Origin of the sequence: Desulfospira joergensenii DSM 10085 (assembly GCF_000420085.1) — a bacterium.
In the GTDB taxonomy this organism is placed as follows: Bacteria; Desulfobacterota; Desulfobacteria; order Desulfobacterales; family Desulfobacteraceae; genus Desulfospira; species Desulfospira joergensenii.
The window spans coordinates 77,304-102,708 of the sequence record NZ_ATUG01000003.1 but is presented as its reverse complement, the minus strand read 5'-3'; the positions used below and the strand labels follow the sequence as shown (position 1 = coordinate 102,708).

Sequence of the window (25,405 nt, the reverse complement as noted above, 5' to 3'; positions counted from 1 at the left end):
AGGGGGTAAGGCCCTGGGGCATTTTCCAGATCGATCTCTTTCTAAAACATACCATACTGCCTGTCGGTCCCTATCTCTTGTTTTATGGTGGGCCCACCTGGGTTCGAACCAGGGACCGACCGGTTATGAGCCGGTGGCTCTGCCAAACTGAGCTATGGGCCCCACGCCATTAAAAAAACTTAAAGAATATATAGAAATCAGGCTCCCGAGTCAAGATTTAATTCTCAATAAAGGTCTTGAGCTTCTTGCTTCTTGTCGGGTGTCTCAGCTTCCTGAGGGCCTTGGCTTCAATCTGGCGGATCCTTTCCCGGGTGACGGTGAAATCTTTTCCGACCTCTTCCAGGGTATGGTCGGATTTCTCGCCTATGCCGAATCTCATCCGCAGCACCTTTTCCTCCCTGGGGGTTAAAGTGGCCAGGATCTTGCGGGTCTGTTCGGCCAGGCTGAAATCAATGGCCGCTTCCGAAGGAATGGAGAATTTCTTGTCCTCGATAAAATCACCCAGATGGCTGTCTTCTTCCTCTCCAATGGGGGTTTCAAGGGAGATAGGTTCCTTGGCAATTTTCAGAACCCTTCTTACTTTTTCAATGGGGATCTCCATTTTTTCGGCGATCTCTTCGGGTGAGGGTTCCTTGCCCATTTCCTGGACCAGGTACCTTGAGGTCCGGATCAGCTTGTTAATGGTCTCAATCATATGGACCGGAATCCGGATGGTCCTGGCCTGATCGGCAATGGCCCGGGTAATGGCCTGGCGGATCCACCAGGTGGCATAGGTGGAAAACTTGTATCCCCGCCTGTATTCGAACTTGTCCACCGCCTTCATCAGGCCGATATTGCCCTCCTGAATCAGATCCAGGAACTGAAGTCCCCGGTTGGTATATTTCTTGGCAATACTGACCACCAGGCGCAGATTGGCCCTGACAAGCTCCCGTTTGGCGGAATCCGCATTTCTCCGGCCCTTGTCAATCCCTTTGACAATGGCGCGCAGATCATCGGCATCCCCTTTGAGGCTGTCGTTTTTTTGGGAGACCTGTTCCGTGATGGCGATGATGTCATTGTACAGGACAATCGCCCTTTCTTCGGATAAATGGCTCCTGGCAACGGCCCAGCTCACAAACTTCTCCTGGTCAGACGCCTGTTTGAGCATGGTGTCCTTTAAAACATTAAAGGTTTTGGCACATCTTTCCAAAAGGGTGTTGATGGTGTCGAACCAGGTGATGGTGTTTCTGATGCTCTTTTCAATCCCGTCGATGATGCTGGCCTCGAACCGCCAGGGCTTGAGCTGCTCAAATATGGTCTCGGTATTTTCAAAGATCTCCATGGACAGGGTTTCATATTTTTTTGTTCTTTTCTTGGTCTTTCGAAGCTCTTCCCGCTTATCCTGGTTTTTCTCATGGATCTCTTTGATGATGGTTAAAGAATCGAGAAATTTTTCCTGTTTGGACGCTTCATCCACCACACCGTCTCCCTCATCCACATCCCGGAGCACATGCTTGGGGCGCATGAGTTTCTTTTCCATCTTTGCCCCGTACATGAAAATGGTGGTCAGGGAGATGGGGCAGTCCAGCATGGCCCTGAGCATGTCCCGTTCGCCCAGTTCGATCTTTTTGGCGATTTCGATCTCCCCTTCCCGGCTCAGGAGGGTAACCATTCCCATTTCCTTCAGGTACATCTTAACAGGATCGGTGACTGCACCGAATTCCAGATCTGATCGCTCCTTTTTGGGAGCAAAAGGATCTTTCTTGGCTGTTTTTTTCTCCGCCTGCACCACCTTTTTTGTGGTTTTGGCAGCAGTTTTCCCCTTTTTTTTCTTAGGTTCTCCCATATCCACAAGCTCAATCCCATGCTCTTTGAACTGAAGGATAATATCTTCTATCTGATCAGAGGATGATAGATCATCTGAAATGGCTTCGTTGATTTCGGCAAAAGAGAGATTTCCGGTTTTTTTACCCTTTTTAATGAGTTTTTTTAATATGTTATCACTGATAACCACATTCTCTCCAGACTGGTTTGTCTTATCTGCCATAAATTGCCTCCCAAGGCTTAAAGTTATCGGCTGTACTCCTGGATTTCCTGCTGTTTCAATTTCAGCAGTTCCATCACATCGGCATCACCGCCCCTTTCCGCACTGATTATTTTGGTTGTTATTTTATTTTCATTCTTTTTGCGGACCCTGATGAAGCGCTTGATGATATCACCAGCAGTCTCGTGTATATTTTCAACTTTCTCTTCCTCTTTTGCCATACTGCCTTTCATGGCAAGGGACGCAATCAGTTCCTGGTCGGCCTCACCCCCGACCCTGCCGAGGATTTCGTTTACCAGACCCGAATCCCCCGGGTCTGTTCGAGAGATCAATTGGGCAATTTTTCTCAACCGGTCAGATTGAAAGAAATCAAATACCTTGGCCTGGATCAGATCGGGTATGGTTTCAGGAAAATTAAGCATCATGGACACCAATTGTTCCTCCAGGGGATCCGACTCCTTTGGTATCTCCTCTTCCAGTCTCCCCCTTGGGGCATGGCTCCCTTTTCTATTGACCTGATCCCTGACTTTTTCAAGAACCGCCTTTTCATCGATATTTAGGGTTTCGGAAAGCTCCTTAACATAGAGGGATCTCAGGGCGCTGTCTGAAATTTCCGCCAGGTAGGCTTTCATGTCTTCCAGGATCTTCACCCGGCCTTCCACGGTCAGCCCGTGGGTCTCCATGGACAGGTGGAGCAAAAACTCCATTATGGTTTTTGCCCCCTTTGCCACCCCGTCCCAGGCATCTCTTCCCCGGGACATGACAAAGGAATCCGGATCATTGCCGTCGGGCAGCACCAGAATCCTTGTGTCCACTCCCTCTTGCATGAAGATCTTGATACTCCTCTTGGCCGCATTGATCCCTGCGGCATCAGAATCAAACACCAATACCATTTTCGAGGCATACCCCTTTAAAATCCGGACATGTTCCGAAGTAAGAGCCGTGCCCAGGCTGGCCACGCAGTTTTTGATCCCGTGCTGAAACAGGGATAGAAAGTCAAAGTAGCCTTCAACAATATAGACGCTTCCCTCCTGCCGGCAATGCTGCTTGGCCGCATGGAGGCCGTAAAGAATCCGGCCTTTACTGTATACCGGGGTTTCAGGAGAATTCAGATACTTGGGCATGGCATCATCCATGACCCGCCCGCCAAATCCGGCCACCTGCATATTAATATCAAATATCGGAAACATGATCCGATTCCTGAACCGGTCGTAAAATCCCTGGCCCTGTTTTCTGGGCAGGATCAGACCCGAGTTCAGGGCGGTTTTCCGCCCCACTTTTTCTTTGCGCAGAAACCCTACAGCCCCATCCCATTTATCGGCGGAGTATCCCAGACAGAACCGGTCGATGATATCCGGATGGGTCCCTCTTTTTTCCAGGTAGGCCCCGGCAATCTTCCCGGCAGGATCCTCTTTTAAAATCCCGGAATAATAGGACATGACCTTTTTATTGAGTCTGAAAAGGGATTCCCGGGATTGAATCTGCTGTTTTTTGGCCGGATCAAGATCTTTGGTTTCAATGGGAATATTGTGTTTTCTGGCCAGCATTCTGGCTGCTTCGGGAAACCCGATGCCATGGTATTTCATGACAAAGGCAAGGGCATTCCCCCCTGCCCCGCAGCCGAAGCAATAGAAGATCTGCTTATTGGGATTGACTGAAAAAGAAGGGGTCTTTTCTGAATGGAACGGGCAGAGACCGAAAAAATTTCTTCCTGACTTTTTTAGGATAACAGATTCGGATACGAGTTCTACAATGTCCGAAGTGTTTAGGATTTCAGAAATTTTTTCTTCAGGAACGTACATCTTTGGTGGCGCCGACTCCAAAACTTTGGTTTAATAGATATAAGAATAACTACTTAAAAAAACAAGTCAATATTACTATTTTGAAATCTTGATGGCCTCTTTGAGGTCCAGGGTCCCCTCGTAGATCGCTCTCCCCGTTATCACCCCGGTGACTCCCAGATGTTCGATCTCCAGGAGATTCTTGATGTCCTGGAGGGTGGAAACCCCTCCCGAAGCGACCACCGGGATGGATACCGCCCTGGCCAAATCACCGGTTTCCTGGATATTGGGACCGGTCTGCATGCCGTCCCTGTGGATATCGGTAAAATTAATGGCTGCGACCCCGCAGGACTCAAATTCCCTGGCCAGGTCAACGGCCCGGGTTTCAGATGTCTGACTCCATCCTTCCACTGCCACCATCCCGTTCCTGGCATCGATGCCAACGACAATTTTCCCTTCAAAGGAACGGGCCGCCTCCTTTACCAGGTCTGGATTGTACAGGGCTTCGCTTCCGATGATGACCTTTGAGACCCCGGCATTGAGAAGGCGTTCAATGGTCTTCATGTCCCGGATACCGCCCCCCACCTGGATGGGCGTCTTGATATTTTTCAGTATCTCCCGGATGCTTTCAAAATTTGTAACTTCTTTGGCAAAGGCGCCGTCCAGGTCGATCACATGGATGAGCCGGGCGCCCTGCTCTTCCCATTTTACGGCCATGTCGGCAGGGTTATCTGAATAATGGGTAGCCTCTTCCATTCGGCCCTGGAGAAGCCGCACGCACTTGCCCTGTTTGATGTCGATTGCAGGTATAATAATCATGGTAGAATTTTTTTCATAAACAAAAAGTGAAACGTGAAGGTTTTTTACAGACTGCCCTTGCTGGAAAGTATTCCGGTTATCTTATCATTTATCCGGCTGGCCCCATGCAGGGCCCTGCCCATGGACTTGAATACCGATTCAAGCACATGGTGCTCATTGGAGCCGTAATTCACATTGATATGCAGGTTGAAACACCCCTTTACGCTGAATGCCTGGAAAAATTCCCGGGCAAGATAGGCATTAAAAGGGCCGCATGATGTAAGGTCGTCAGGAAAATTGTATACCAGAAAGGGCCGGTTGGACAGGTCAATATTGGTTCTGGAAAGGGCCTCGTCCATGGGCACGCAACTGTCACCGAACCGGACAATTCCTTTTTTGGACCCAAGGGCCTCTGCCACGGCCTGACCAAGGACCAGTCCCGTATCTTCAACCGTGTGATGATAATCCACATCAAGATCTCCCCTGGCCTTGATTTTAAGGTCAAAGAAGCCGTGGACGGCAAATGCGGTGAGCATATGATCAAAAAAAGGAATCCCTGTGGAAATGTCGGCCTGCCCTGTTCCGTCTAAATCCATGTGAAGATCGATCTGGGTTTCTTTGGTGTGCCTGGTAACGTCTGCTTGTCGACCCATAAGATTATCCTTGAAAACGAACTCGGTCTGTTATAGTATCAGCCAAACCTCGTTCCGGCCAAGAGAGTGTGGAACGAATCCTGTTACAGTACAGCATCTTCCTTTTGTTGTCAAATATTTAATTTCACGAACCCCTCCCCGGATTCCGGAATCCGAGCCCCGAAAAAACAAATTGAAAAAAGGCCTGAAAATACTTATAATAATGTTCTGAGGCACAAAGATAATTTTATAAGAGTTTTATAGGCTTTTTGCCCATGAATATCCAGACCAGCCCATATAGCACGCCATATCCGGGATTTCAGACCCAATCCATGCCCGGAGATAGGGACGACAAGGTTCAAAAAAATGGAGCCTCCCGGGTCCCGGTCAATTCAGCCGGAGAAATGATTCAGCCAGAGCCGGTGGGAACCGAGAGCGCAAACAAAGCAGAATCCGGGGAAACCGCAGTTGATCGCACCGGAACCGGTTCGGAAACGGCCGAGAACGGCCTGACCCAGGCTGAACTCAGACTGGTCACGGAACTCAAGCAGGCAGATTCGGAAGTCAGAAGACATGAAATGGCCCATATTGCGGCCGCCGGAGGACTGGCCCTCTCCGGAGCCAATTTCACCTTTCAGCGGGGACCGGACGGTGTAAATTATGCCGTGGCCGGAGAGGTGAGCATTGATACGGCCCCTGTTCCGGGAGACCCCAAGGCAACCATCCAGAAGATGCAGAAGGTGAAAAATGCCGCCCTTGCCCCGGCCAACCCTTCTGCCCAGGATGTCAAAGTCGCTTCAAAGGCAAGCGCAATGGCCTCAAAGGCATTGTCTGAACTGATGACCTTGCAGGCCGAGGAACAGGCCCGGGCCAATGAAGAAACAGCTTTCGGCAGTTCAAGGGAAGCTTCAGAGGCCTATGTCCGGGTCAAAGGCCTGCCGGAGAAGGCCACCCATTCTTTTCAGCTTGCCGTGTAACCCCTTCCCTACTTGAGGAAAGCAACGATCTGTTTAAAGGCATCTCCTTGGGCCTTTTTCATCAATTCAAAAAAGACCATCTCAAGACAGGTGAGCTGCCCCCCGGATTGAACAATCCGGTTGAGTCCGATTTCTTTATTTTCCAGGGTCCGGGAGCCGACACAGTCGGAAACCACCTGGACCTCACATCCCTTTTCGAGAAGGTCAAAAGCGGTCTGGAACACGCATATATGGGTTTCTATGCCCGAAATCAGCACCTGGTTTCTGCCAAGCCCGTTCAATCTATCCATGAATTCAGGCTCACCGCAGCAGGAAAAAGAATTTTTTTCAATGGGACGCTCTTTCTCCATGATTTTCGAAAGAGAGTCAATGGTCGGGCCGAGCTTGGAAGGGATCTGCTCCATCCAGATAATGGGCACGCCGAGAATTTTCATTCCTTTGACCAGGGTTTCAAGGGATGTGAACAACCTCTCCTTTTCGTACATCAACTGGGCCAGGCGTCCCTGAACGTCAACCAGGACAAGCACTGAATTTTCAACGCAAAACATGAACAGTCTCCTCTGCATAAGGGGTGGTGCACAAAAGAACCGCCCCGATGTGCGGCGGTTCGCTGCCTGGAAAAATCTACCAGCTTGACATGAAAAAACAAGCCTTTTCATTCCCACACTCCAGGCATATGATCCTCCCGGGCAACATTTTTTGTCCATTTTTGATACAAAATTGGTCAACTCTCATCCAGGAACCAGACCCCGAAATCGAACAAAAATCTCATAACCCTTCGATTTTACAGCATTTTCGCATAATATTGATAATTGAGCACGTTTTTTGCATAAATTTCAGGGACCAGAAAAAAAGTGTTTTACGGAGGTAATAAAAATGATTTCGTCCCTAAGCAATTCCGTTTCCGCCCTTCAGGCCTTTACCCGGCAGATGAACACCAGCGCCAACAATGTGGCCAATTCCCTGTCCGATGAATTCAAAGCCAGCCGGACCCGCAACATTGAAGGGGAAAACGGAGGCGTCACCACCTATACCACCCAGGATACGAGCTCAGGCCCCCTGGTGGAAGATCCCCTGAAAAACGACGGTTCCCTCAAGGAATTGTCCAATACCGATATTGCAGAAGAATTTGTCCAGCAGATCTCGGCCCAGAACGGGTTTGAAGCCAATGCCAAGGTGATAAAAACCACGGATGAGACCCTTGGCTCGGTGATCGACATCATCGGATGAATCAAAAAATCCCTATACTGAAATTATTTCTCGGTTCCGGGATCCTTGTTCTCTTCCTCTGCTGTACGGCCTGCTCTGTTTTAAAACAGGATTACGAGACTCCCGTGGTCAGCGTGACTTCATTCAAAGCCGTTCCCGGCCAGGGAATGGCCCCGGGGTTTGAGGTCGGACTTCACGTGGTCAACCCCAACCGGTCCGACCTTGACCTGGTCGGGATCTCCTATACCCTCAGCATTGAAAACCATAAGATCTTCACCGGTGTTTCCAATGATCTGCCCCTTGTGCCCGGCTACGGAGAAGAGGATATCCTTTTAAAGGGATCATTGAGTCTTCTGGGCAGTATGAATCTTTTTTCCGACCTGATCCGGGGTGGATCCAGGGACAAACTCAGCTACCGTTTGGACGTCAAGCTGGACACCGGCGGCTTCAGCCCCATGATCCGGGTGAGCAAAAAAGGAGAGTTTTCCTTTCCGGCCGGGGGCGGCCAGAATTGATCACCATCCCGGGCCATCCGTGAAATTCAAATTCGACCATACCCGTCCCATCCTTTCTCTTCTCCTCTGGGCCACTCTTTTTTTAACGGCCTGCTCCACCCACCAACCAGCCGCCACCCACATCCCGCCGAAAGAACCTTCCATTACCCGGGGTTACACACCCCAGGACCTTTCCAACCCGAGAAAAGCAATCTTTTCCCATGCCCTTCAGAGCATCGGCACTCCCTATGCCTGGGGCGGCCATGACCCGGCCCGGGGATTTGACTGCAGCGGCCTGGTCTACTACACCCATGGCTCGGCCGGCATCCAGGTCCCGAGAACCACCTCTGCCCTGTTTAAAAACGGCAGACCCGTCCCAAAAGAGTCCCTTGTCCCGGGTGACCTTGTCTTTTTCAGCAGTCCCAAAAAGAAAGCCGGACTTCACGTCGGCATCTTCATCGGCAATGGAAAATTTGTTCATGCCCCCGGACGGGGCAAGACCGTCCAAATTGCCTTTCTTGACAATGTCTATTTTAAAGATCATTTTCTCGGAGCCCGGTCTTATATTGAACCCCGGTGATCTGTCCCAAATCCAGCACCAAATCAGGGAACTATGGAATTTACCAGCCAATTCGCTGCCTTTCATTGGGGTTTACACTTTGGCCTTCTGCTGTTATGAGTACGGATCGAAACCACATTTTCCAGCAAGGAGATTTTCCCATGAACCACTTTTTGATTCGAACCAATTTACCCCGTCTTTTCACACAACCTGTTACATTTCTTCCGGCCCGGTATCTGATCCTGCTGATCTGCCTGGTTCTGCTGGGGGGCTGCGCCGCTTCGGGTCCCAAATTCATCACCCTGGCCTATACCGACTCACCCAGGGCCACTGCCCAGGGAACACTGGCCCTGGCCCGGTTCATTGACCAGCGCGGCCAGACTCCGGCATCGGAAATCGGCCACCGGGTGCTGAATGACGATTCCAGGGAGGTTTTCCTGGTCCGGGGCACAGACCTTGCCCAGGCTCTCACGGACCAGACAAGGATCTACCTGGAACGGAAAGGACTCAAGGTCTATCCGGCCCCGGCCTGGTCTCCGGACCTGAAGGGCCTTGCCGGCACAGAGGCTCCGGTGGATACCCTGTTGACCGCCCGGATCAACACCTTTGACCTGCGCGCCGAAAAAAGCGGGGTCGTGACCAAAATGGTCCTGGACCTGGACATCACTTTTTTCCTGGGAAAAAAGACCGCCAAGGAACTGGAAACCATCCCTGTGGCCCTGACCCTGGAACGTACTGAGGTCCACTTTACCCGGGAAAAGGTGGAAGGCTTTTATAACAAAACCCTGGCCGAGGTGCTGGCAAAAGCCCTGCCCTTTGATTAATTAGACCGTCCTTCCAATCAACACTGCTTTTTTATGATTTCCCCAGCCTGATCCGGCTCTTTTCCGGGTCAGGCAAGGACGGCTTTGCTCTGACAGGCCAATGGCATGGATATAAATTCTCAGACCGGATGACTCCTTGGTAAAACGGGTTGGATGGCAGAATCTTTATTCTTAAAAAGGCTTTGAAGTTTGAGAATTGTCGAATGAAACAAAAATCCTGAACAAAACGTTGAGAAACTGGATGCCGGCCGGCGTGGACAGTTACAGGGAATATGCGACCATCCGGTTCCTCCCCTCCTCCTTTGCCTGGTACATGGCCATGTCCGCCTGCCTGAGCACCTTTTCCATATCTGTTTGATCCTCAACTTGGGCCACACCAAAGCTGAGGCTCAGGGACTGGCCAAAAAGAGCACGGGTCTCTGCTCCTTGACAGGTAAATATGTTTCTCAGCTTCCGGGCCACCTTAACAGCATCATCAAGCCCGGTCTCAGGCAGAAGGATCAAAAACTCCTCTCCTCCCCACCGGCCGGCAGTATCTTCCGCTCGGATATTTTCTCTTAAAATCTCTGCCACCCGGATCAGGGCCTGATCTCCTTTGGTGTGGCCGCAGCGGTCATTGATCTGTTTAAAAAGATCAATGTCACCAAGGATGAGTGAAAAAGCCCGGCCATGACGCCGGAAGCGTGAAAATTCATTTTCCACAAGTTCGTTGAGCTTTCTTCTATTGTACAGGGTCGTCAATTCATCCTGACAGGCAAGTCTTTCCTGAACCCGTGCATGACATTGGGTCAGGTTTAACAGTCTGCTGTTGATCATCAACTGGAGGGAATGGGACAGCAGCACAATAAGGGCGATCAAAAGGGATTGAAACAGATGATCCGGCATTCTGTCATACAGATAATTCTCGGGTTCAGGGAAGAAAAAGGCAATTAAAAGCCGGATCAAAAAAATGATAAAAAAGAGGAGGATGGTTATTCCGGTATTAAAGGCGTGTCTTCGTTGATCCGGCGCTGCCTTGAAAAAAATCATCCAGAGAAGGTGCACCTGTATGGGAATCACACTCCCGGAAAAAATCATGATCCGAATGCGTACGTCGGGATTCACCATTGCAAACCAGACGTAAAGCAGGATAAACACCATGAATAAAAGGAAATAGTAGCTTCTATTCATGAAGACATTCAGGAATCTGGCCATACCCCCTGCCAACATGACCATCCCGGCAAACATCAGGGCATTTACCCCCACAATGGTGATCAGATCTGAAATTTGGCCTTTAAACAGAACCAGGCTAAGACCCAGGGCAGTCAAGCCGAAATAACCTGTAAACCCTCCGATTCCTTGGAATTTTCCCTGGATCCGCACCCAGGTGACGGCCATTATATAGGTGGAAATATAAGTGACCATCAGGGCCACCAGGATAATTGTCCTCATATCAAGGGCATTGAGCCAGTTTACGCCTGTCATAACGGACATAGGGTTCTCCCTATATCTTTACGATTTAGAAAATCTAAGGAGAAAAACCGGCAGAGAACCCTGAAACAATCCGGGGCGGACCCTGGCAGCCCCATTAAGGAAACAGGTTTGATAACTGTTTTCCTGGTTAAAAAAACAACATCCATCTCCAGCACCGTCTTTTAATTCCATAAAAAAACGGGAATCATAAATGATTCCCGTTAGTTATTTGGTACCGAAGAGAGGACTTGAACCTCCACGCCTTGCGGCACTAGATCCTAAGTCTAGCGTGTCTACCAATTCCACCACTTCGGCAAATATTCACTCTGTTTAGCGTTGTTCCATCCTGCGGTTCAATTCAACCAAATTAGTCCGAACAGCAGGACAAGAACCTATATAAAAATTGGGTTAAAATGTCAAGAAAAAACCTCCTTAACATCAGTCCCTTGATTTGATTAGAATTGCAGGAACAGTCAAATTATTCGCAAAACCATGCCGCCGATTCAATGCCTTGCTTCCTGCCACCCATTCCATTGACAATCCCCTCTCCTGCCTGTAATCCTATCAATGCACTTCCCCTTATCATTCTTTCAACAGGAGGATACCGGTATGGACAATAAAATCAGGGTTACCGAATATCGTATAATCATGATCAAGCTTGTTGACGGCACAACGATAAACGGGCAGGCCAATATTAACCAGGAACATGGGTATGACCGTCTTTCCGATCTTGTGGGAAGCAAAAAAGAAGAATTTCTTGTTCTAAATGGCGCCACCGTGCATCAGACCGGCCTGAAAAAAGCGATTGACCATCCTGTTCTCTTCGTAAACAAACGTCACATCATCTGGTGCTCACCCGATGAGAATCAAAAATAAATGGCTGTGATTGTGCAAACAAAACCCAAAAAGAAAATGATGCCCGGGAGATGTTCACCGGGTCGTGAACGAAATTAGTGGAATTAGAACTTTGGATAGCCTGCAATTATAATGGATTCATTTTTTAAACTACTGAACAGGGAAGAGAGCCCCCTGGTTTTTAATCCATGGGTTGATTCTGATCCAGAAAATGACGTTGATAGAACTGCCCCAAAAAAAAGATTATCAAATCTAAAGGCCTATCTGAATGAACGTACAAATGCAGAATATCTCCTGCTGGCAGAGGCATTAGGATATCAAGGTGGCCATTTTACCGGCATCCCTATGACATCAGAGAGGATTATCCAGGGTCACAAGGTAGATCAAGGGATTCTGCCACACCATGTATCTAAAGCCACACTCCACAGAACAAGCAATCAGAAAAAACATATGGACGGTTTTAATGAACCTACAGCCACAATAGTTTGGGGAAAACTGATTGATGAAAACTTGGATACAAGGAATTTTGTTTTTTGGAATGCTTTTCCGTGGCATCCCTATAAAAATTCAAAAAACATATTGTCCAACAGAACTCCAAACACATCTGAATTAAAAGAAGGAGAAGCTGTTCTCAAGGCTTTAGTACAATCCTTTACCTTCAGAAAGATTATTGCTTTGGGAAATAAAGCAGAATCTATCCTAAAAAAGATGGATATTAAAGCTGAAAAGGTCAGACACCCAGCAATGGGTGGAGCAGAATTGTTCAGAGAGCAGTTCCTTAAAACTATACGCCATAACCAAAATGGCTGACAACCTGATCACCATAGGCTAAACACTTAAAAAATATTAGGATTTATTGAGTTTTGTTGAGTTTGGATTAAGATCAGCGTGGACTAATTAAGGAGTATGACCCTCCCGTTAGATAGGGAGGGCCTGTTTTTTTCAAGGAAAAATAATACGATAGTAAGTTGATCATGATGAGATTTTTTTTATTGGTTACCATTTATCAGAAAGAATTAACCAAATACCATTGTGTTTGACAAAATCAAATTGCCAGGGATAAGGCCCTTTCCCATTAAATTTATATTTCGTTTTTGCAACCGCATTAGTCCCATTAACCGTTATTTTTTTTGAAACCAATATAAGTTTATCTCCTTCAGCGATGGATTTTGCAACATTCGCTTTGTATTCCTGTTTTGACATAAAATCCTTGCCAGAGCCTCTTGAAACCTTAGCATTTTCATGCCAAAATGACATATAAGTTTCAAGGTCGCGATCTACAAATCTGGCTTTAACCATTTTATCCAAAGCCATATTAATTGCTTTTTCATCTGGAGACATCTTTTTGGCTTGTTTCTCACCGGCTACACATCCCATCATCAGAAGAATAGTAAATAGCCAGGTTAAAATAATTTTTACAGACACGTTCATAATTTTCTCCTTTTTTGTTTAAAAGGGATCACTCTCAAAAATCAATTGAATTGAGAAACATACTGATTTCACCCTAATAAATTAAAATATGAATTCACATTGAACACAGATTCATAATCAGATCACTGGGAGATTGTTGGTATGAAACATGATATAACTGTAATAGAATAGACAAAGACAAACATTTCACTATGAATTATAATGAATCTGTAAAAATAAAAATAACCACAAAGTGGTATATGTAAAGAAAAAAATATCCTAAAAGTACAGTTGAAGATTATCCTGCATTAACTATAGAAACTATAAAACTGGACTCAGAACTAACCCTGATAAAATCCCAATATACCAAATCAAAGCCCAATGGAATTTCAGATTAAATGCTATTCCAATCACCAGAGAGAAGAGATCCCCCGGTCAATTTTTATCCGAGACAGGGAGATCCGGATGGATCAAATCTTTGACATGTGGCATACCCCGGATCACCGATATTTTAACTTCCTGGGATCAGACAGAGGGGAATATATCATCAGGCATGATACAGAGACTTCTTCCTGGGAATTGACCTATGCTTTTCCAGATAAGATAAGAAGGGGTGTTGCCTGTTCTCATTTTCAGTCCTCATTTGTGCAGGGTGTATGGCAAATGAAGAAATGAGGTTTACAGGCTTAGAAACCAAAAAAGCCGCTGTTATCACAGCAGCTTTCCAGTGGGTGGTGCCGAAGGGGAGATTCGAACTCCCACAAGCGTGCGCTCGCTAGTCCCTGAAACTAGTGCGTCTACCAATTCCGCCACTTCGGCACTTTATTCACGTCCCTCAGCAGCCAATTAAGGATTGCTTAAAAACGATGGTTAGGCTATATATATTTGTTTGTGGCTTTTGTCAAGAATATTTATTCCAGAGAAACAGGAATCATGGAGTTAATCGAGAATATTGATCAGATCAGCGGCTCGTATTCAAATGCTGTTGTTACCATAGGAAATTTTGACGGTGTTCACAAGGGACACCAGGCTCTGCTGCACCAGGTGATGGAAAAGGCGGATGAGCTGAACGGCACCTCCGTTGCCATAACTTTTGAGCCCCATCCCTTGCGGGCCCTGGGCATTGCAAGCCCCCCCCTGATTACCCGGCATGATCAGAAATTTGAACTCATAAAAGAGTCCGGCATTGATGTTCTGATCTGCATCCCCTTTACCAAGGAGTTTTCCGCCATCCCGGCCCGGGAGTTCATCAAGGAGATCCTTGTCCGCAGAATAGGCATGAAAGCGATTATCATCGGTCCGGACTATTCATTCGGCAAGAAGCGGGAAGGCAATGTAAGCCTTTTAAAGGATATGGGTCAAGATCTCGGGTATGAAACCATTGTATCTTCATGGATCAATGATACCGATACCGGGCAGGGAAGGATCTCCAGCACCAAGATCCGTGAAATCGTCATGGACGGAAGGGTGGAGCAGGCCGTAAAATACCTGGGTCGGCACTACCAGATCCGGGGAAAGGTGGTCAAGGGAAGAAAAAGGGGGGGCAGTCAGCTCGGCTTTCCCACAGCCAATATCAAACTCCATGATGAGCTCTGCCCGAAACTGGGAGTCTATGCCGTTACCGTTGAGACGGTAAAGGGGAACTTCCCGGGGGTGGCCAATATCGGGTTTTCACCGACCTTCGGAGACCAGATGTTTACCATTGAAGTCCATATCCTGGATTTTCATGACGATATCTACGAAACCCGGATCCGGGTCAATATGGTGGCCCGGCTCAGGGATGAAAAAAAATTTTCCAGCCTGGAAGAGCTTTCAGATCAGATCAGGCAAGATATAAAGACTGCAAAGGAAATTCTGAAGAAAAATGGCCGTACTTGAAATTTTAAAATATCCTGAAAAATCCCTGTCCCAGCCGTCTGTAAAAGTGGAAACCATTGATGAAGAGATCCGGGAGTTTGTCCGGGACATGGGAGAGACCATGTTCCATGATTCCGGTGTGGGGCTTGCCGCTCCCCAGGTCGGGGTCAACAAGCGGATCATCGTCTATGATTCCCATGCCCAGGATCCTGAAAAAGAGGATTCCGTAAGGGAGGTTACCGCCCTGATCAACCCGGAGATCATCGCATCTTCGGGCAGTTTTACTTCGGAAAACGAGGGCTGTTTGAGTGTCCCGGATTACCGGGCAGACGTCAAGCGGTACGAGCGGGTTACGGTCCGGGCATTGAACCTGGAGGGTAAAAAGCTGGAGTTTGATGCGGACGGAATTATGTCCGTGATCATGCAGCATGAAATCGATCATCTGGACGGGATCCTGTTTATTGACCGGATCTCGTCCCTGAAACGAAATATGTACAAGAAAAGAATCCTCAAACAGATGAAAAAGGATGAGCAAGATTGAAAGACCCTGTCCGGATCATATTTATGGGCACCCCGGATTTCAGCGTTCCGGCCCTGAAAGCCCTGGCTGGAAGAAATGATTTTCAGATTCCCCTGGTTATCACCCAGCCGGACCGTCCCCGGGGACGGGGCAAAAAGCTAGGATTTTCTCCGGTTAAGGAAGCAGCCCTGGATCTCGGCCTGGAGGTTTTCCAGCCGGACCGGCTGAACAATTCTGAAAATGTTGCCCTGCTGGCCTCGCACCAACCTGACTTTTTCGTGGTTGTGGCCTACGGCCAGATCCTTTCCCAGGAGATCCTGGACATTCCAAAGGTCTACCCGATTAATATCCATGCCTCCCTTCTTCCCAGATACCGGGGAGCCGCCCCCATCCAGGCCGCCGTGATGAACATGGACAAGATCTCGGGGGTGACCACCATGGTCATGGCCAAGGCCATGGATGCGGGAGATATCCTGCTGAGTTCGGAAACGTCCATAAGCACAGAAGATACGGCCCAGGATCTTCACGACCGGCTCTCGGCCATGGGTGCCGGCCTTATCCTTGAAACCATCGACCAGATCCTTGAAGGCCGGGTCGAACCGGTTCCCCAGGATCATTCCCAAGCCACCTACGTCACCATGCTCAAAAAAGCCGACGGCCTCATCGACTGGACCAGACCGGCTAAGCAGGTCCGGGCCCAGATCAATGCCATGACCCCCTGGCCCGGGGCCTTTACCTTTTTAAACAAAAAGAGAATCAAAATCTTCAGGGCCGGGGTGAGCCTGGAAAAGGGAGAGCCCGGATTCATTCTCCGGATCTCCGACCAGGGCATCCATGTAGGAACAGGGGAGGGAAGCCTGATCATCCTTGAACTCATGGGATCATCGGGAAAGCGGCTCAGGGCAGATGAATTTCTAAGGGGACACAGGATAGACCTGCCGGCCCGCTTTACGGCGGAATGACACCGGATCCCCGCCATATAGCCCTGGTCCTTCTCCAGGAGTCTCAAAATATAAAAACCACCCTGGACCATGTCCTGGATCATTTCCAGGACCGGCTGGATGCCATGTCCGGTCCGGACCGGAGGCTGTGCCATGCCATCGTGTTCGGTGTACTCCGCCAAAGGGCCTTTCTGGACCATATCATTAAAACCTTTTCCGATATGCCCTTTAACCGCCTGGACACCCGGGTGATTATTCTTTTACGGATCGCCCTATTCCAGATGATCTTTCTGGACCGGATTCCGGATTTCGCCGCCATCAACACATCTATTGACCTGGCAAAAAACCAGGGACTGAAAAAGGCCTCGGGATTTATCAACGCGGTCCTGAGAAATGCCGCTGAAAATCATTCCAAAATCCAGATTCCCCATAAAAAGAACTCTCCGGCTCATATGGCCGTATCCTTTTCATTTCCTTCCTGGCTGGTGCAGAAATGGAGATCTGCTTTTGGAGTAGATCAAACCCGAATCCTCTTCAACATCATCAATGAGATTCCTCCCCTCACCCTGAGGGCAAACAGTCTGAGATCCACCAGAACGGATCTCGGGGCAGCCCTCAGATCCTCGGGACTGGAGATAGAGCCGACCCAAACCAGTCCTGACGGGATTCAGATCCTAAGCCGCGGAGTCCGTGTCCAGGATCTTCCCGGTTTTGACCAGGGCCATTTCCAGGTCCAGGATGAGGCAGCCCAGCTGGTGGGAAGGATCCTGGATCCCCGCCCGGGGGAAACGGTTCTGGACGCCTGCACCGGCCTTGGGAGCAAAGCCTTTCACCTGGCCCAGCTCATGAAAGACCAGGGCAGTATCCTGGGAATGGATACGGTAACTTCCAAACTCGCCGGCCTGGACCAGGAGGCCTTACGACTGGGGATCACCATTGTCGAGACCCGGCACGCAGACCTTCTCAAGACGACCCTCAAAGATTGTAAGACTTTTTTTGACCGGGTCCTGATCGACGCCCCCTGCTCAGGCCTGGGGGTGATGCGCCGGAACCCGGATACCAAATGGAAACGGTCCCAGAACGATGTGATCCGGCTTTCAGGCCGGCAGAAAAAAATGCTCAATGCCGCTGCAAACCTGGTCAGGCCCGGAGGCGTTCTGGTCTATGCGGTCTGCTCCTGTGAAAAAGAAGAAAATGAGGATGTGATCGATTCATTCCTGCTCAAGAGAAAGGATTTCACCCTGGATAAAAATCCTGATTTATCCTTTGCCTTACCCGGGATTCTCAATCCCCAGGGTTTTTTTAAAACCTATCCCGACCATGCCCACATGGACGGTTTTTTTGCCGCCAGGCTCATCCGGTCTCCAAAGGGAAAAGGTTCATGAAGATCTTACTCAGATACCTGCTCATCTTCTCCCTGGTTTTTGCCCTGGCCGGTGCCGGGGGATATCTGTTCATCACCCTGTTTACCAAGAGTGCAAAAGAGGTGGTCCTGCCCCAGCTCAAGGGAAAAAACATCATCTATGTACTGGAGACCCTGACCCGGATGGGCCTGAACGCCAAGCTACTTGGAAGCCAGTATGATCCGGCCATCCCGGAGTACAGCATCACCTTCCAGGATCCGGCCCCGGGCGCCCTTATCAAAAAGGGGAGAGACGTGATGATCTATATATCAAAGGGCCGGGAAGAGATCCTCATGCCGGATCTGAGGCAGCTGCCCCTTGGACAGGCCGGCCTCACCCTGGAAAGTGTTGGATTGAAACCGGCTTCCTTAAGTTTTGTCCACTCCCCGGACACCCGAAAGGACCATGTCATCGCCCAGTATCCCAGGCCTTTTACCCAATCTTCAAAAGAGGCCCCATGCATGCTTCTGGTCAGCCGGGGACCCTCGGCTCTCCCCATGGTCATGCCGGATCTCACGGGCAGCCTCCTTGCCGATGCTGTCCAGGTTCTGGACGGGATGAACCTGGAACCCGATTCCATCACATCCCGGAACAGTCCCAATACCCGGCCGGGCATTGTCCTTTCCCAGAATCCAATATCCGGACATCCGGTCCTTTCCGAATCAAAGATCGAACTTCTGGCCAGCCACAGCCGGCAAAACCTGGAGATGGACCCGGACAATCTCAAAGGGGTGATCCTGGTATCAACTCCCCTTTCTCCGGGGTTTTTAAAAAAACACGTCCGGGTGGAAATGACCATGGGCGGTCTCACCCTGGACCTGTTCAACGAATATTTCTCTCCGGGACAAGATATTAATATCTTGATTCCTGCGGGAATAAAAACTATTATAGACGTTTTTGTTGATCAAAAACATGTTAAACACAGAACCCTGGATCCATGGACCCGGGAGGCCGAAGACCTGCTCTGGGCAGAGTCCCGGCTCCCTTCATGGACCCGGTTGCTCACCATAGGAGAAAACCCATGGGATTAATCGCACCCTCCATTCTTTCCGCTGATTTCACCTGCCTGGGAAAGGAACTTGAGGAAATTGAAAAGGCCGGGGCAGACTGGATTCACATCGATGTGATGGACGGCGCCTTTGTGCCCAACATCACCTACGGCCCCATCATTGTGGAAGCCTGCAAACGGGTTTCCGGTCTTGATCTGGACGTCCACCTCATGATCGAAAGACCCGACCTCATGATCCCCTCCTTTGCAAAGGCAGGGGCGGATCTGATATCTGTCCATGCAGAGGCCTGCACCCACCTCCACCGGAGCATCCAGCTCATCAAAAGTTTGGGAGTCAAGGCCGGGGTGGCCCTGAATCCGGCAACCCCCCTGGAATCGGTTCAATGGGTCCTGGATCAGCTCGATTTCATCCTGATCATGAGCGTTAATCCGGGATTCGGAGGACAAAAGTTTATTGAGTCCAGCGTTGAAAAGATCCGCCTGCTGTCAAAGATGCTGGAAGAAAAAAATTCCAAGGCGATCATCCAGGTGGACGGGGGAGTGAACCTGGACACCATCAGGCAGATATCAGATGCCGGAGCCTCATGCTTTGTGGCCGGATCCGCCATCTTCAACACCCCGGACTACAAAGAAACCATATCCCAACTCAGAAAGGCCATGTAAAAGAACCATGAACAAAATGATTATCACTGTCCTGGGCAAGGACAGACCCGGCATCATCTCCCATATCTCCAATTTATTGTATGAGCTGGAGTGCAACCTGGAAAACGTCAATCAGATGATCCTCCAGAACCAGTTTGCCGGATTTTTCATTATCGAGCCGCCTTCGGGAGTCGATGAAACCCTTCTCAGAAAACGTCTGGATGAAAAAAACGGAACTTCAGGCCTGACCATCCACATCAATACCCTGGGCAATGACCTGGAAACCGGTAATGATCCCGGGGGAGACATCTTTTTGATCACCACCATCGGGCCGGATCAAAAGGGGCTGGTGGCCAGAATTTCCAAAATTATTGCCGGATTCAACGCCAATATTATCAATCTCAAGGCCGTGTTCAAGGGCGGACTGGACCCCAGGGCCAATGTCATGTCCTACCAGGTCCAGATCACCCCTGATGTGGATGCCGGAGCCATGTTCGACGCCCTGAAACAAAAGGCCGCAGAGCTTGATCTCGACATCCGTATCCAGCACAGAAACATCTTTGATGTCATCAATAAAATATAGATCCGCTGAATGGTCTGATTCTCATCTTTCCAGACTTTCACGGAAAAACCCTTAGGAAAAATCATGTTTAACGACCAAGAAATCATCTCCACCATAGAGATGGTAAAAAATGAAAATTTAGATGTGCGTGCCGTCACCCTGGGGATCAACCTCTTTGACTGCATCAGCCATGATATTGATATCTTTAAGCGCAATGTGAGGGCAAAGATCCTGAAACATGCCGCCCGCCTGGTCCCTGTCTGCGACGCCGTCGGGGAGAAATACGGAATCCAGGTGGTGAACAAGCGGATCTCCATCAGTCCCATTGCCCTTGTGGGGGCTTGTTTTTCCCCGGAACAGATGGTGGAGATCGCCCTTGAGCTCAACGACATTGCCAAAGAGGTCAATATCGATTTTATCGGCGGATTCTCCGCCCTGGTGGAAAAAGGGATGGCAAAAGGGGACCGGTCCCTGATCAGCGCCCTGCCCCGGGCCCTGGCCCAGACCCAGCGGGTCTGCGCCTCGGTGAACGTGGCCACCACCAAGGCCGGCATCAACATGGATGCCGTTCTGGAGATGTCCCGGGCCATCAAAGAGGCAGCGGCCCTGACCGCTGAAGATGACGGCCTGGCCTGCGCCAAACTCTGCGTATTTTCCAATATCCCCCAGGATATGCCTTTCATGGCCGGGGCCTATCTGGGCGTCGGCGTGGCCGATGCGGTGATCAACGTCGGGGTCTCCGGACCGGGCGTGGTCAAGCGGGCCATAGAAAGGAATCTGGAAGACCGGGACATGACCCTGGGAAGTATTGCCGAAATCATCAAACGGACCGCCTGCAAGGTCACCCGGGTGGGAGAACTCATCGGCAGGGAAGTGGCGGAAAACCTGGGGATCCGGTTCGGGGTTGTGGATCTTTCCCTGGCCCCCACCCCCACGGTCGGGGACAGTATCGGTGAGATCTTCCAGGCCCTGGGACTGACCCATATCGGGGTCCCGGGCTCCACAGCAGCTCTGGCCATGCTCAACGACGCCGTGAAAAAAGGCGGGGCCTTTGCCAGTTCCCATGTAGGGGGACTCAGCGGCGCCTTTATACCGGTGAGCGAGGATCTCAACATCGCCCAGGCCGCCCATGGGGGATTTTTGTCCATTGAAAAGCTGGAGTCCATGACCTGTGTATGCTCCGTGGGACTGGACATGGTTCCCATTCCCGGAGACATCACCGAGGAATGCCTGGCCGGAATCATCGCAGATGAAATGGCCATCGGCATGATCAATGCCAAGACCACGGCCACCCGGCTGATACCGGTTCCCGGAAAAAAGGCCGGGGACAAGGTCTTTTTCGGCGGACTTCTGGGGGAGGCCCGGATCATGGATGTGCCCCATCTGGATCTGAAAGATTCTTTTGTCCGCCACGGCGGGAGGATTCCGGCGCCCATACACAGCCTTAAAAATTAACAATGGATAATGAAGAATTAATAATTGAGGATGCTCCGCCCCATTTTATAAATCCGGCGCCCAAAGGGCCGTCCACAACTATTAATTGTCAATTCTCAACTATTAATTGATAGATCCCATGTCTGATCAAACCGATTCAACCCGGGTCAATTACAGGCTCATCCTTGTCCTGACCCTGGTTCATTTTACCGGAGATTTTTACTCCTCCTTTTTTACCCCGCTGCTGCCGGCCTTTGTGGATCGCCTCAGTCTGAGCCTTGCCCAGGTGGGGCTGATCACCGGACTTGTCCGGTTTATATCCTTTATCATCCAGCCGGCCGTGGGATATCTGGCAGACCGGTATGAGACAAGGGGGTTTGTCCTTTCCGGGCTGTTCCTGGCCTTTTTTTCCATTCCCTTTACCGGAATGGCCCCGAATTTCTGGGTTTTGCTTCTTCTGCTCTGCCTGGGATCTGTGGGCTCTTCCATGTTCCACCCCTCCACCACGGGAATGATTCCTTTGTATTCAGGGAATCGGACGGGATTCTGTCTTTCGATCTTCAACACCGGCGGAACCCTCTCCTTTGCCCTGGGTCCCATCTTCATCACCTGGTATGTGGCCCGGTTCGGTCTTTCCGCCATGCCCTGGACCCTGGTACTGGGCCTTATTTCCTTTCTGTTCTGCCTGCGCTATCTGCCCCGGCCTGTGAGTGAAAACCTGGCCCACCTTGGATTTATCGGTGCCGTCAAGGACTCCCTGGGAAAGGTATACAAGGCCATTTTCCTGATTTGGATTGTCATGGTTCTGAGGGCCGTCACCGGTCAGGCCTTTATGACGTTCATGCCCGTATTCCTTGCCAAACAGGGTCATGCCCTGACCTCGGTGGGCCTGATCGTCTCCCTGTTCATAGCGGCCGGCACTCTGAGCGGACTTCTGGGCGGATACCTGGCAGACCGGATCGGTTTTAAGATTGTCTTTTTTCTCTCCCATCTCCTGATGTTGCCCGCACTCATGCTCTACCTCTACCTGCCCGGCCCCTATCTATATATCGGGGCTTTTCTGGCGGGATTCTCGGTGCTGGCCCCCCTGCCCCTGGGAGTGGGCATGGCCCAGAAACTTGCCCCCAAATCCCGGGCCATGGTCTCCAGCCTGATGATGGGATTTGCCTACGGCCTTGGGGGAGCCTTTTCCCCCCTGGTGGGAAAGCTCGCCGATATCTACGGAATCGAACAGGTCCTCTTTTATATTGCTTTTCTCCCCCTGATTTCCCTATTTTTTATTGCCAGATTCCCCAAACTGAAATAGTTTAGGGCATGAGTCCCAGTGGAAAATCTTTCGATATAGAAAAGAGGGCTGTGTCTGATTCAATTCTTCTGGTCCAGCCGCCTGTCCAGGATTTTTATCTCACCCGGAAACGGACCGTGCCTTACGGCCTGGCCTCCATTGCTTCGGCCCTGGAAGCTTCGGGGTTTGAACCGCAGATTTTGGACGGACTGGCCACGGATAAATCCAAGTCCATGCCTTATCCCCCTGAATTTTCCAATTTAAATCCCTTTTACGGCAGATCCGATATTTCCCTTTTTTCCCTTTTCCATGATTTTTGCCATTTCGGGTACAGCTTTGAACATATCGGTAAAATTGTCCGGGACCAGAGGCCTTTTCTGGTGGGCATTTCATCTCTTTTCACCCCATATGCCGACCAGGCCCTTGCCACGGCCCGGACCGTTAAAAAATTCTTTCCCCGGACCCTAGTGGTTCTGGGCGGCCACCACCCCACCCTTTTCCCGGAACAGGTCCTGGTAGACGAGGCCGTTGATTTCATCCTTCGGGGGGAAGGGGAAATCAGCCTGCCCCTTCTCTGCCGGGCCCTGACAGACGGATCCGACCTAAAGCAGGTTCCCGGTATCGGTTTCAGGGAAAAGAGCGGGCCTTTTATCCATCCCCCGGTGTGGATGAAGGATCTGTCCGATTATCCCCTGCCCCAGTCCCGCCTGATCCGCCAGGATTACTACCAAAGAAAAAAAAAGGCTGCCATATCTGTTGTAACCAGCCGGGGCTGCCCCATGCCCTGCTCCTATTGTTCCGTATCCTCCAGATCCAGCCACGGAAGATTCCGCCAAAGGGATGTAAAAGAAGTACTCAAAGAGATTGAAGCCCAGGCCCTTGTCCGGGACATCGGGTTCATCGATTTTGAAGACGAAAACCTGACCCTGAACAAAAAGTACTTTATGACCCTTCTGGACGGCCTGGATAAAATTTTCCCGGAAAACAGGCCTGAACTGAGGGCCATGAACGGCCTCTTTCCCCCTTCCCTGGATCGGGAGATGATCCGGGCCATGAAAGAATCCGGGTTCCAGACCCTGAACCTGTCCCTGGGCTCCACCTCCGGGGAGCAGCTCAAGAGGTTCAACCGGCCCGACGTTAGAAACGCCCATGATCTGACTCTGGATCTGGCACAAAAATCCGGTCTGTCTGCGGTTTCCTACGTTATAGCCGGCGCCCCCAATCAAACCGCAGCCTCGTCCCTGGAAGACCTCCTTTACCTGGCCCAAAAAAGAACTCTGGCCGGTCTCTCCGTCTTTTATCCGGCACCTGGCAGTTTGGACTGGGATCTGTGCAGAGAAAACGATCTCCTGCCCCAGACCTTCTCCCTGATGAGATCCTCTGCCCTGCCCCTGGATCACACCACTACCCGGCTTCAAAGCATTACACTCTTAAGGCTGACGCGGATTCTCAATTACATGAAATCCCGGATAGACGCGGGCAAAACCCTGCCCCGCCCCCGGCCCTTCAACGGACAGACAAAAATAAAACCTTCCCTGAACCGGGAGAAGATCAGTGAAAAACTGCTGGCATTCTTTTTGAGTGACGGGTCTGTCTTTGGTGCAAACCGGGAAGGGAATCTTTATGAACACCTTGTTGACAAGGCTTTAACCCAGAAATTTCTCGAAGGCTTGAAACAAACGTCTGTCAGGGGAATTTTGTAGCACCCCGGAATATACATCTTTCCGCAGATACCGCAGATCCTCTGACGTAGATTTGCTCAAATTGTGGTAATAAACCTCTTTTTACAATGGAATTTGCAACCGAACAATGAGCACGGATAACGGAGCAGTCATCGTTTGTCAACAAGAGTTACAAAAATTCAGGGCCCAGCAAATGCGTAGAAGAATGAGCTGGGTTTCAACAATCTTCAAAGCTTTCTGTTATTAGGTTTGCCTATTTTTCACCAGTCCTGATCCAATAACAGGTAGGGCCGGCCCCTGGTCTTGGGGTTGCCGAACCGGAGTTCTGGATTATGTTGCTCCCGAGCTTTCAATGATTCGGGTGCATAATTCAAAAGATAGACCACCGGTCCCCAAGCCTGTCCTCCAGGGTCAACCACAGCGTGAATCAAGGCTGCTGCATTACCCAACTGATTGGGAAAACGATCTATATTCTCCTTGGAATACCGACCGGATTTATTATTGATGACCCATGTTTTATTTTTATAATCATTGACAATTTCTCCCCCGATACGACCGGGAGCTCCGGCAAGTGCGGATACATGTCCATATCTTTCCACATATCCTGGACTGTTTGTGTATCCGTCTTCCGGCCGTGTATAATTGCCTGAATAAGTGCGGCCCCTGGGGTGCGGAGCCACGGCAATGATTCTCAACTTCCCATGGGCGTCTATGACCCAGCCATACACCGGAATCTGGGTATTCAGTACGGCTTTATGTCTTCTTGAGGCAACCTGCAGGTAAGGATTGAGCATGACGCGATCCTGATTGTCAACCTCATAGTATTTGATGTGCCTGGGCAGGGTGGGAATGCCATAGAGACGGTCCAGTTTCGTGGGGTGGGACCATGCCATCTTCACAGGGCAAAAAAGGAGGAAACTGACAAACAACAGTATTTTTATTCCCCCTGTGGCATGATGACATTTTAATGGCTGTTTCATAATAAGCAAAAAGGGTAGCCGGAAATCCGGGTGTGGGAAGATTAAAAGGCGGGGCAATGTATTTTCCATGCCCCGC

At 50.0% G+C, this 25,405-nt stretch carries 25 protein-coding genes and 3 tRNA genes; 17 read left to right on the top strand and 11 right to left on the bottom strand.

Annotated features, from left to right (window positions below):
* Positions 1-85 precede the first annotated feature (85 nt).
* The 5 genes from F608_RS0124660 to hisB all read right to left on the bottom strand — a co-directional run bounded on the left by F608_RS0124660 (position 86) and on the right by hisB (position 5,255).
* Positions 86-162, bottom strand: a tRNA-Ile gene (locus tag F608_RS0124660).
* A 55-nt stretch (positions 163-217) separates the two neighbouring features.
* Complete coding sequence (gene rpoD, locus F608_RS0124655; protein WP_022668407.1) at positions 218-2,026, bottom strand: RNA polymerase sigma factor RpoD; 1,809 nt, start codon at positions 2,024-2,026, stop codon at positions 218-220.
* A gap of 23 nt (positions 2,027-2,049) precedes the next feature.
* Positions 2,050-3,825, bottom strand: coding sequence for a DNA primase (gene dnaG, locus F608_RS0124650; protein WP_022668406.1), 1,776 nt, complete (start codon positions 3,823-3,825; stop codon positions 2,050-2,052).
* A gap of 75 nt (positions 3,826-3,900) precedes the next feature.
* Positions 3,901-4,623, bottom strand: coding sequence for a 1-(5-phosphoribosyl)-5-[(5-phosphoribosylamino)methylideneamino]imidazole-4-carboxamide isomerase (gene hisA, locus F608_RS0124645; RefSeq protein ID WP_022668405.1), 723 nt, complete (start codon positions 4,621-4,623; stop codon positions 3,901-3,903).
* Positions 4,624-4,667: 44 nt separating this feature from the next.
* On the bottom strand, positions 4,668-5,255 hold the full coding sequence (gene hisB, locus F608_RS0124640) for an imidazoleglycerol-phosphate dehydratase HisB (protein ID WP_022668404.1): 588 nt from the start codon (positions 5,253-5,255) through the stop codon (positions 4,668-4,670).
* Between the two features lie 254 nt (positions 5,256-5,509).
* Here hisB and F608_RS0124635 point away from each other — a divergent pair, with 254 nt between their 5' ends.
* A complete protein-coding gene (locus tag F608_RS0124635) occupies positions 5,510-6,211 on the top strand; it encodes a putative metalloprotease CJM1_0395 family protein (protein WP_022668403.1) in 702 nt (233 codons plus the stop codon).
* An 8-nt stretch (positions 6,212-6,219) separates the two neighbouring features.
* Here F608_RS0124635 and F608_RS0124630 read toward each other — a convergent pair whose 3' ends face one another.
* Positions 6,220-6,759 carry a hydrolase gene (locus tag F608_RS0124630; RefSeq protein WP_022668402.1) on the bottom strand — a complete coding sequence of 180 codons (540 nt, stop codon included), beginning with the start codon at positions 6,757-6,759 and terminating at the stop codon, positions 6,220-6,222.
* 328 nt (positions 6,760-7,087) lie between these two features.
* On the opposite strand from F608_RS0124630, the gene F608_RS0124620 reads away from it, so the two are divergent.
* From F608_RS0124620 to F608_RS0124605, 4 genes are all read left to right on the top strand, one after another.
* Positions 7,088-7,441 (top strand): flagellar basal body rod C-terminal domain-containing protein, encoded by a 354-nt coding sequence (locus F608_RS0124620; RefSeq protein ID WP_022668400.1) that lies wholly within the window; start codon positions 7,088-7,090, stop codon positions 7,439-7,441.
* A complete protein-coding gene (locus F608_RS33290; protein ID WP_022668399.1) occupies positions 7,438-7,935 on the top strand; it encodes an LEA/WHy family protein in 498 nt (165 codons plus the stop codon). The genes F608_RS0124620 and F608_RS33290 overlap by 4 nt, the downstream gene beginning before the upstream one ends.
* 19 nt (positions 7,936-7,954) lie before the next feature.
* Positions 7,955-8,494 (top strand): C40 family peptidase, encoded by a 540-nt coding sequence (locus tag F608_RS0124610; protein ID WP_022668398.1) that lies wholly within the window; start codon positions 7,955-7,957, stop codon positions 8,492-8,494.
* 140 nt (positions 8,495-8,634) lie between these two features.
* Entirely contained in the window at positions 8,635-9,297 is a 663-nt protein-coding gene (locus F608_RS0124605; protein ID WP_022668397.1) for a YajG family lipoprotein, read from the top strand.
* Positions 9,298-9,558: 261 nt separating this feature from the next.
* On the opposite strand, the gene F608_RS35330 is transcribed toward F608_RS0124605, so the two are convergent.
* The gene (locus F608_RS35330) at positions 9,559-10,770 is read right to left on the bottom strand and encodes a GGDEF domain-containing protein (protein ID WP_022668396.1); all 1,212 of its coding nucleotides are present in this window, start codon (positions 10,768-10,770) and stop codon (positions 9,559-9,561) included.
* 209 nt (positions 10,771-10,979) lie between these two features.
* Positions 10,980-11,064: transfer RNA gene (locus F608_RS0124595), tRNA-Leu, on the bottom strand.
* A 294-nt stretch (positions 11,065-11,358) separates the two neighbouring features.
* On the opposite strand from F608_RS0124595, the gene F608_RS0124590 reads away from it, so the two are divergent.
* Positions 11,359-11,625, top strand: a complete 267-nt coding sequence (locus F608_RS0124590) for a DUF6812 domain-containing protein (protein WP_022668395.1) — start codon at positions 11,359-11,361, stop codon at positions 11,623-11,625.
* A gap of 111 nt (positions 11,626-11,736) precedes the next feature.
* Positions 11,737-12,414: a uracil-DNA glycosylase gene (locus tag F608_RS0124585; protein ID WP_022668394.1), complete on the top strand. Its 678-nt coding sequence runs from the start codon at positions 11,737-11,739 to the stop codon at positions 12,412-12,414.
* A gap of 186 nt (positions 12,415-12,600) precedes the next feature.
* Here the strand turns inward: F608_RS0124585 and F608_RS0124580 are convergent, their stop codons facing one another.
* Together F608_RS0124580 and F608_RS0124570 are read right to left on the bottom strand one after the other, a co-directional pair.
* Positions 12,601-13,035 carry a Cif family virulence factor gene (locus F608_RS0124580; RefSeq protein ID WP_022668393.1) on the bottom strand — a complete coding sequence of 145 codons (435 nt, stop codon included), beginning with the start codon at positions 13,033-13,035 and terminating at the stop codon, positions 12,601-12,603.
* Positions 13,036-13,746: 711 nt separating this feature from the next.
* Positions 13,747-13,833, bottom strand: a tRNA-Leu gene (locus F608_RS0124570).
* A gap of 114 nt (positions 13,834-13,947) precedes the next feature.
* Between F608_RS0124570 and F608_RS0124565 the strand changes: the two genes are divergently transcribed.
* The 10 genes from F608_RS0124565 (at position 13,948) to F608_RS0124520 (ending at position 24,370) form a co-directional block, all read left to right on the top strand.
* Positions 13,948-14,892 (top strand): bifunctional riboflavin kinase/FAD synthetase, encoded by a 945-nt coding sequence (locus F608_RS0124565; protein WP_027363093.1) that lies wholly within the window; start codon positions 13,948-13,950, stop codon positions 14,890-14,892.
* Entirely contained in the window at positions 14,879-15,412 is a 534-nt protein-coding gene (gene def / locus F608_RS0124560; RefSeq protein ID WP_022668390.1) for a peptide deformylase, read from the top strand. The genes F608_RS0124565 and def overlap by 14 nt, the downstream gene beginning before the upstream one ends.
* Positions 15,409-16,353 carry a methionyl-tRNA formyltransferase gene (gene fmt / locus F608_RS0124555; RefSeq protein WP_022668389.1) on the top strand — a complete coding sequence of 315 codons (945 nt, stop codon included), beginning with the start codon at positions 15,409-15,411 and terminating at the stop codon, positions 16,351-16,353. The genes def and fmt overlap by 4 nt, the downstream gene beginning before the upstream one ends.
* The gene (rsmB, locus tag F608_RS0124550; RefSeq protein WP_022668388.1) at positions 16,350-17,717 is read left to right on the top strand and encodes a 16S rRNA (cytosine(967)-C(5))-methyltransferase RsmB; all 1,368 of its coding nucleotides are present in this window, start codon (positions 16,350-16,352) and stop codon (positions 17,715-17,717) included. Before fmt ends, rsmB begins: the two co-directional genes overlap by 4 nt.
* A complete protein-coding gene (locus F608_RS0124545; RefSeq protein ID WP_022668387.1) occupies positions 17,714-18,766 on the top strand; it encodes a PASTA domain-containing protein in 1,053 nt (350 codons plus the stop codon). The genes rsmB and F608_RS0124545 overlap by 4 nt, the downstream gene beginning before the upstream one ends.
* On the top strand, positions 18,757-19,407 hold the full coding sequence (rpe, locus tag F608_RS0124540) for a ribulose-phosphate 3-epimerase (RefSeq protein WP_022668386.1): 651 nt from the start codon (positions 18,757-18,759) through the stop codon (positions 19,405-19,407). The genes F608_RS0124545 and rpe overlap by 10 nt, the downstream gene beginning before the upstream one ends.
* Before the next feature lie 7 nt (positions 19,408-19,414).
* A complete protein-coding gene (locus F608_RS0124535; RefSeq protein WP_022668385.1) occupies positions 19,415-19,969 on the top strand; it encodes a glycine cleavage system transcriptional repressor in 555 nt (184 codons plus the stop codon).
* 63 nt (positions 19,970-20,032) lie between these two features.
* Positions 20,033-21,403, top strand: a complete 1,371-nt coding sequence (locus F608_RS0124530) for a PFL family protein (RefSeq protein ID WP_022668384.1) — start codon at positions 20,033-20,035, stop codon at positions 21,401-21,403.
* Between the two features lie 118 nt (positions 21,404-21,521).
* Complete coding sequence (locus F608_RS0124525; protein ID WP_022668383.1) at positions 21,522-22,688, top strand: MFS transporter; 1,167 nt, start codon at positions 21,522-21,524, stop codon at positions 22,686-22,688.
* 50 nt (positions 22,689-22,738) lie between these two features.
* Positions 22,739-24,370, top strand: coding sequence for a B12-binding domain-containing radical SAM protein (locus tag F608_RS0124520; RefSeq protein WP_022668382.1), 1,632 nt, complete (start codon positions 22,739-22,741; stop codon positions 24,368-24,370).
* A gap of 239 nt (positions 24,371-24,609) precedes the next feature.
* Here the strand turns inward: F608_RS0124520 and F608_RS0124515 are convergent, their stop codons facing one another.
* Positions 24,610-25,398, bottom strand: coding sequence for a hypothetical protein (locus F608_RS0124515; RefSeq protein ID WP_153307602.1), 789 nt, complete (start codon positions 25,396-25,398; stop codon positions 24,610-24,612).
* Positions 25,399-25,405: the final 7 nt, after the last annotated feature.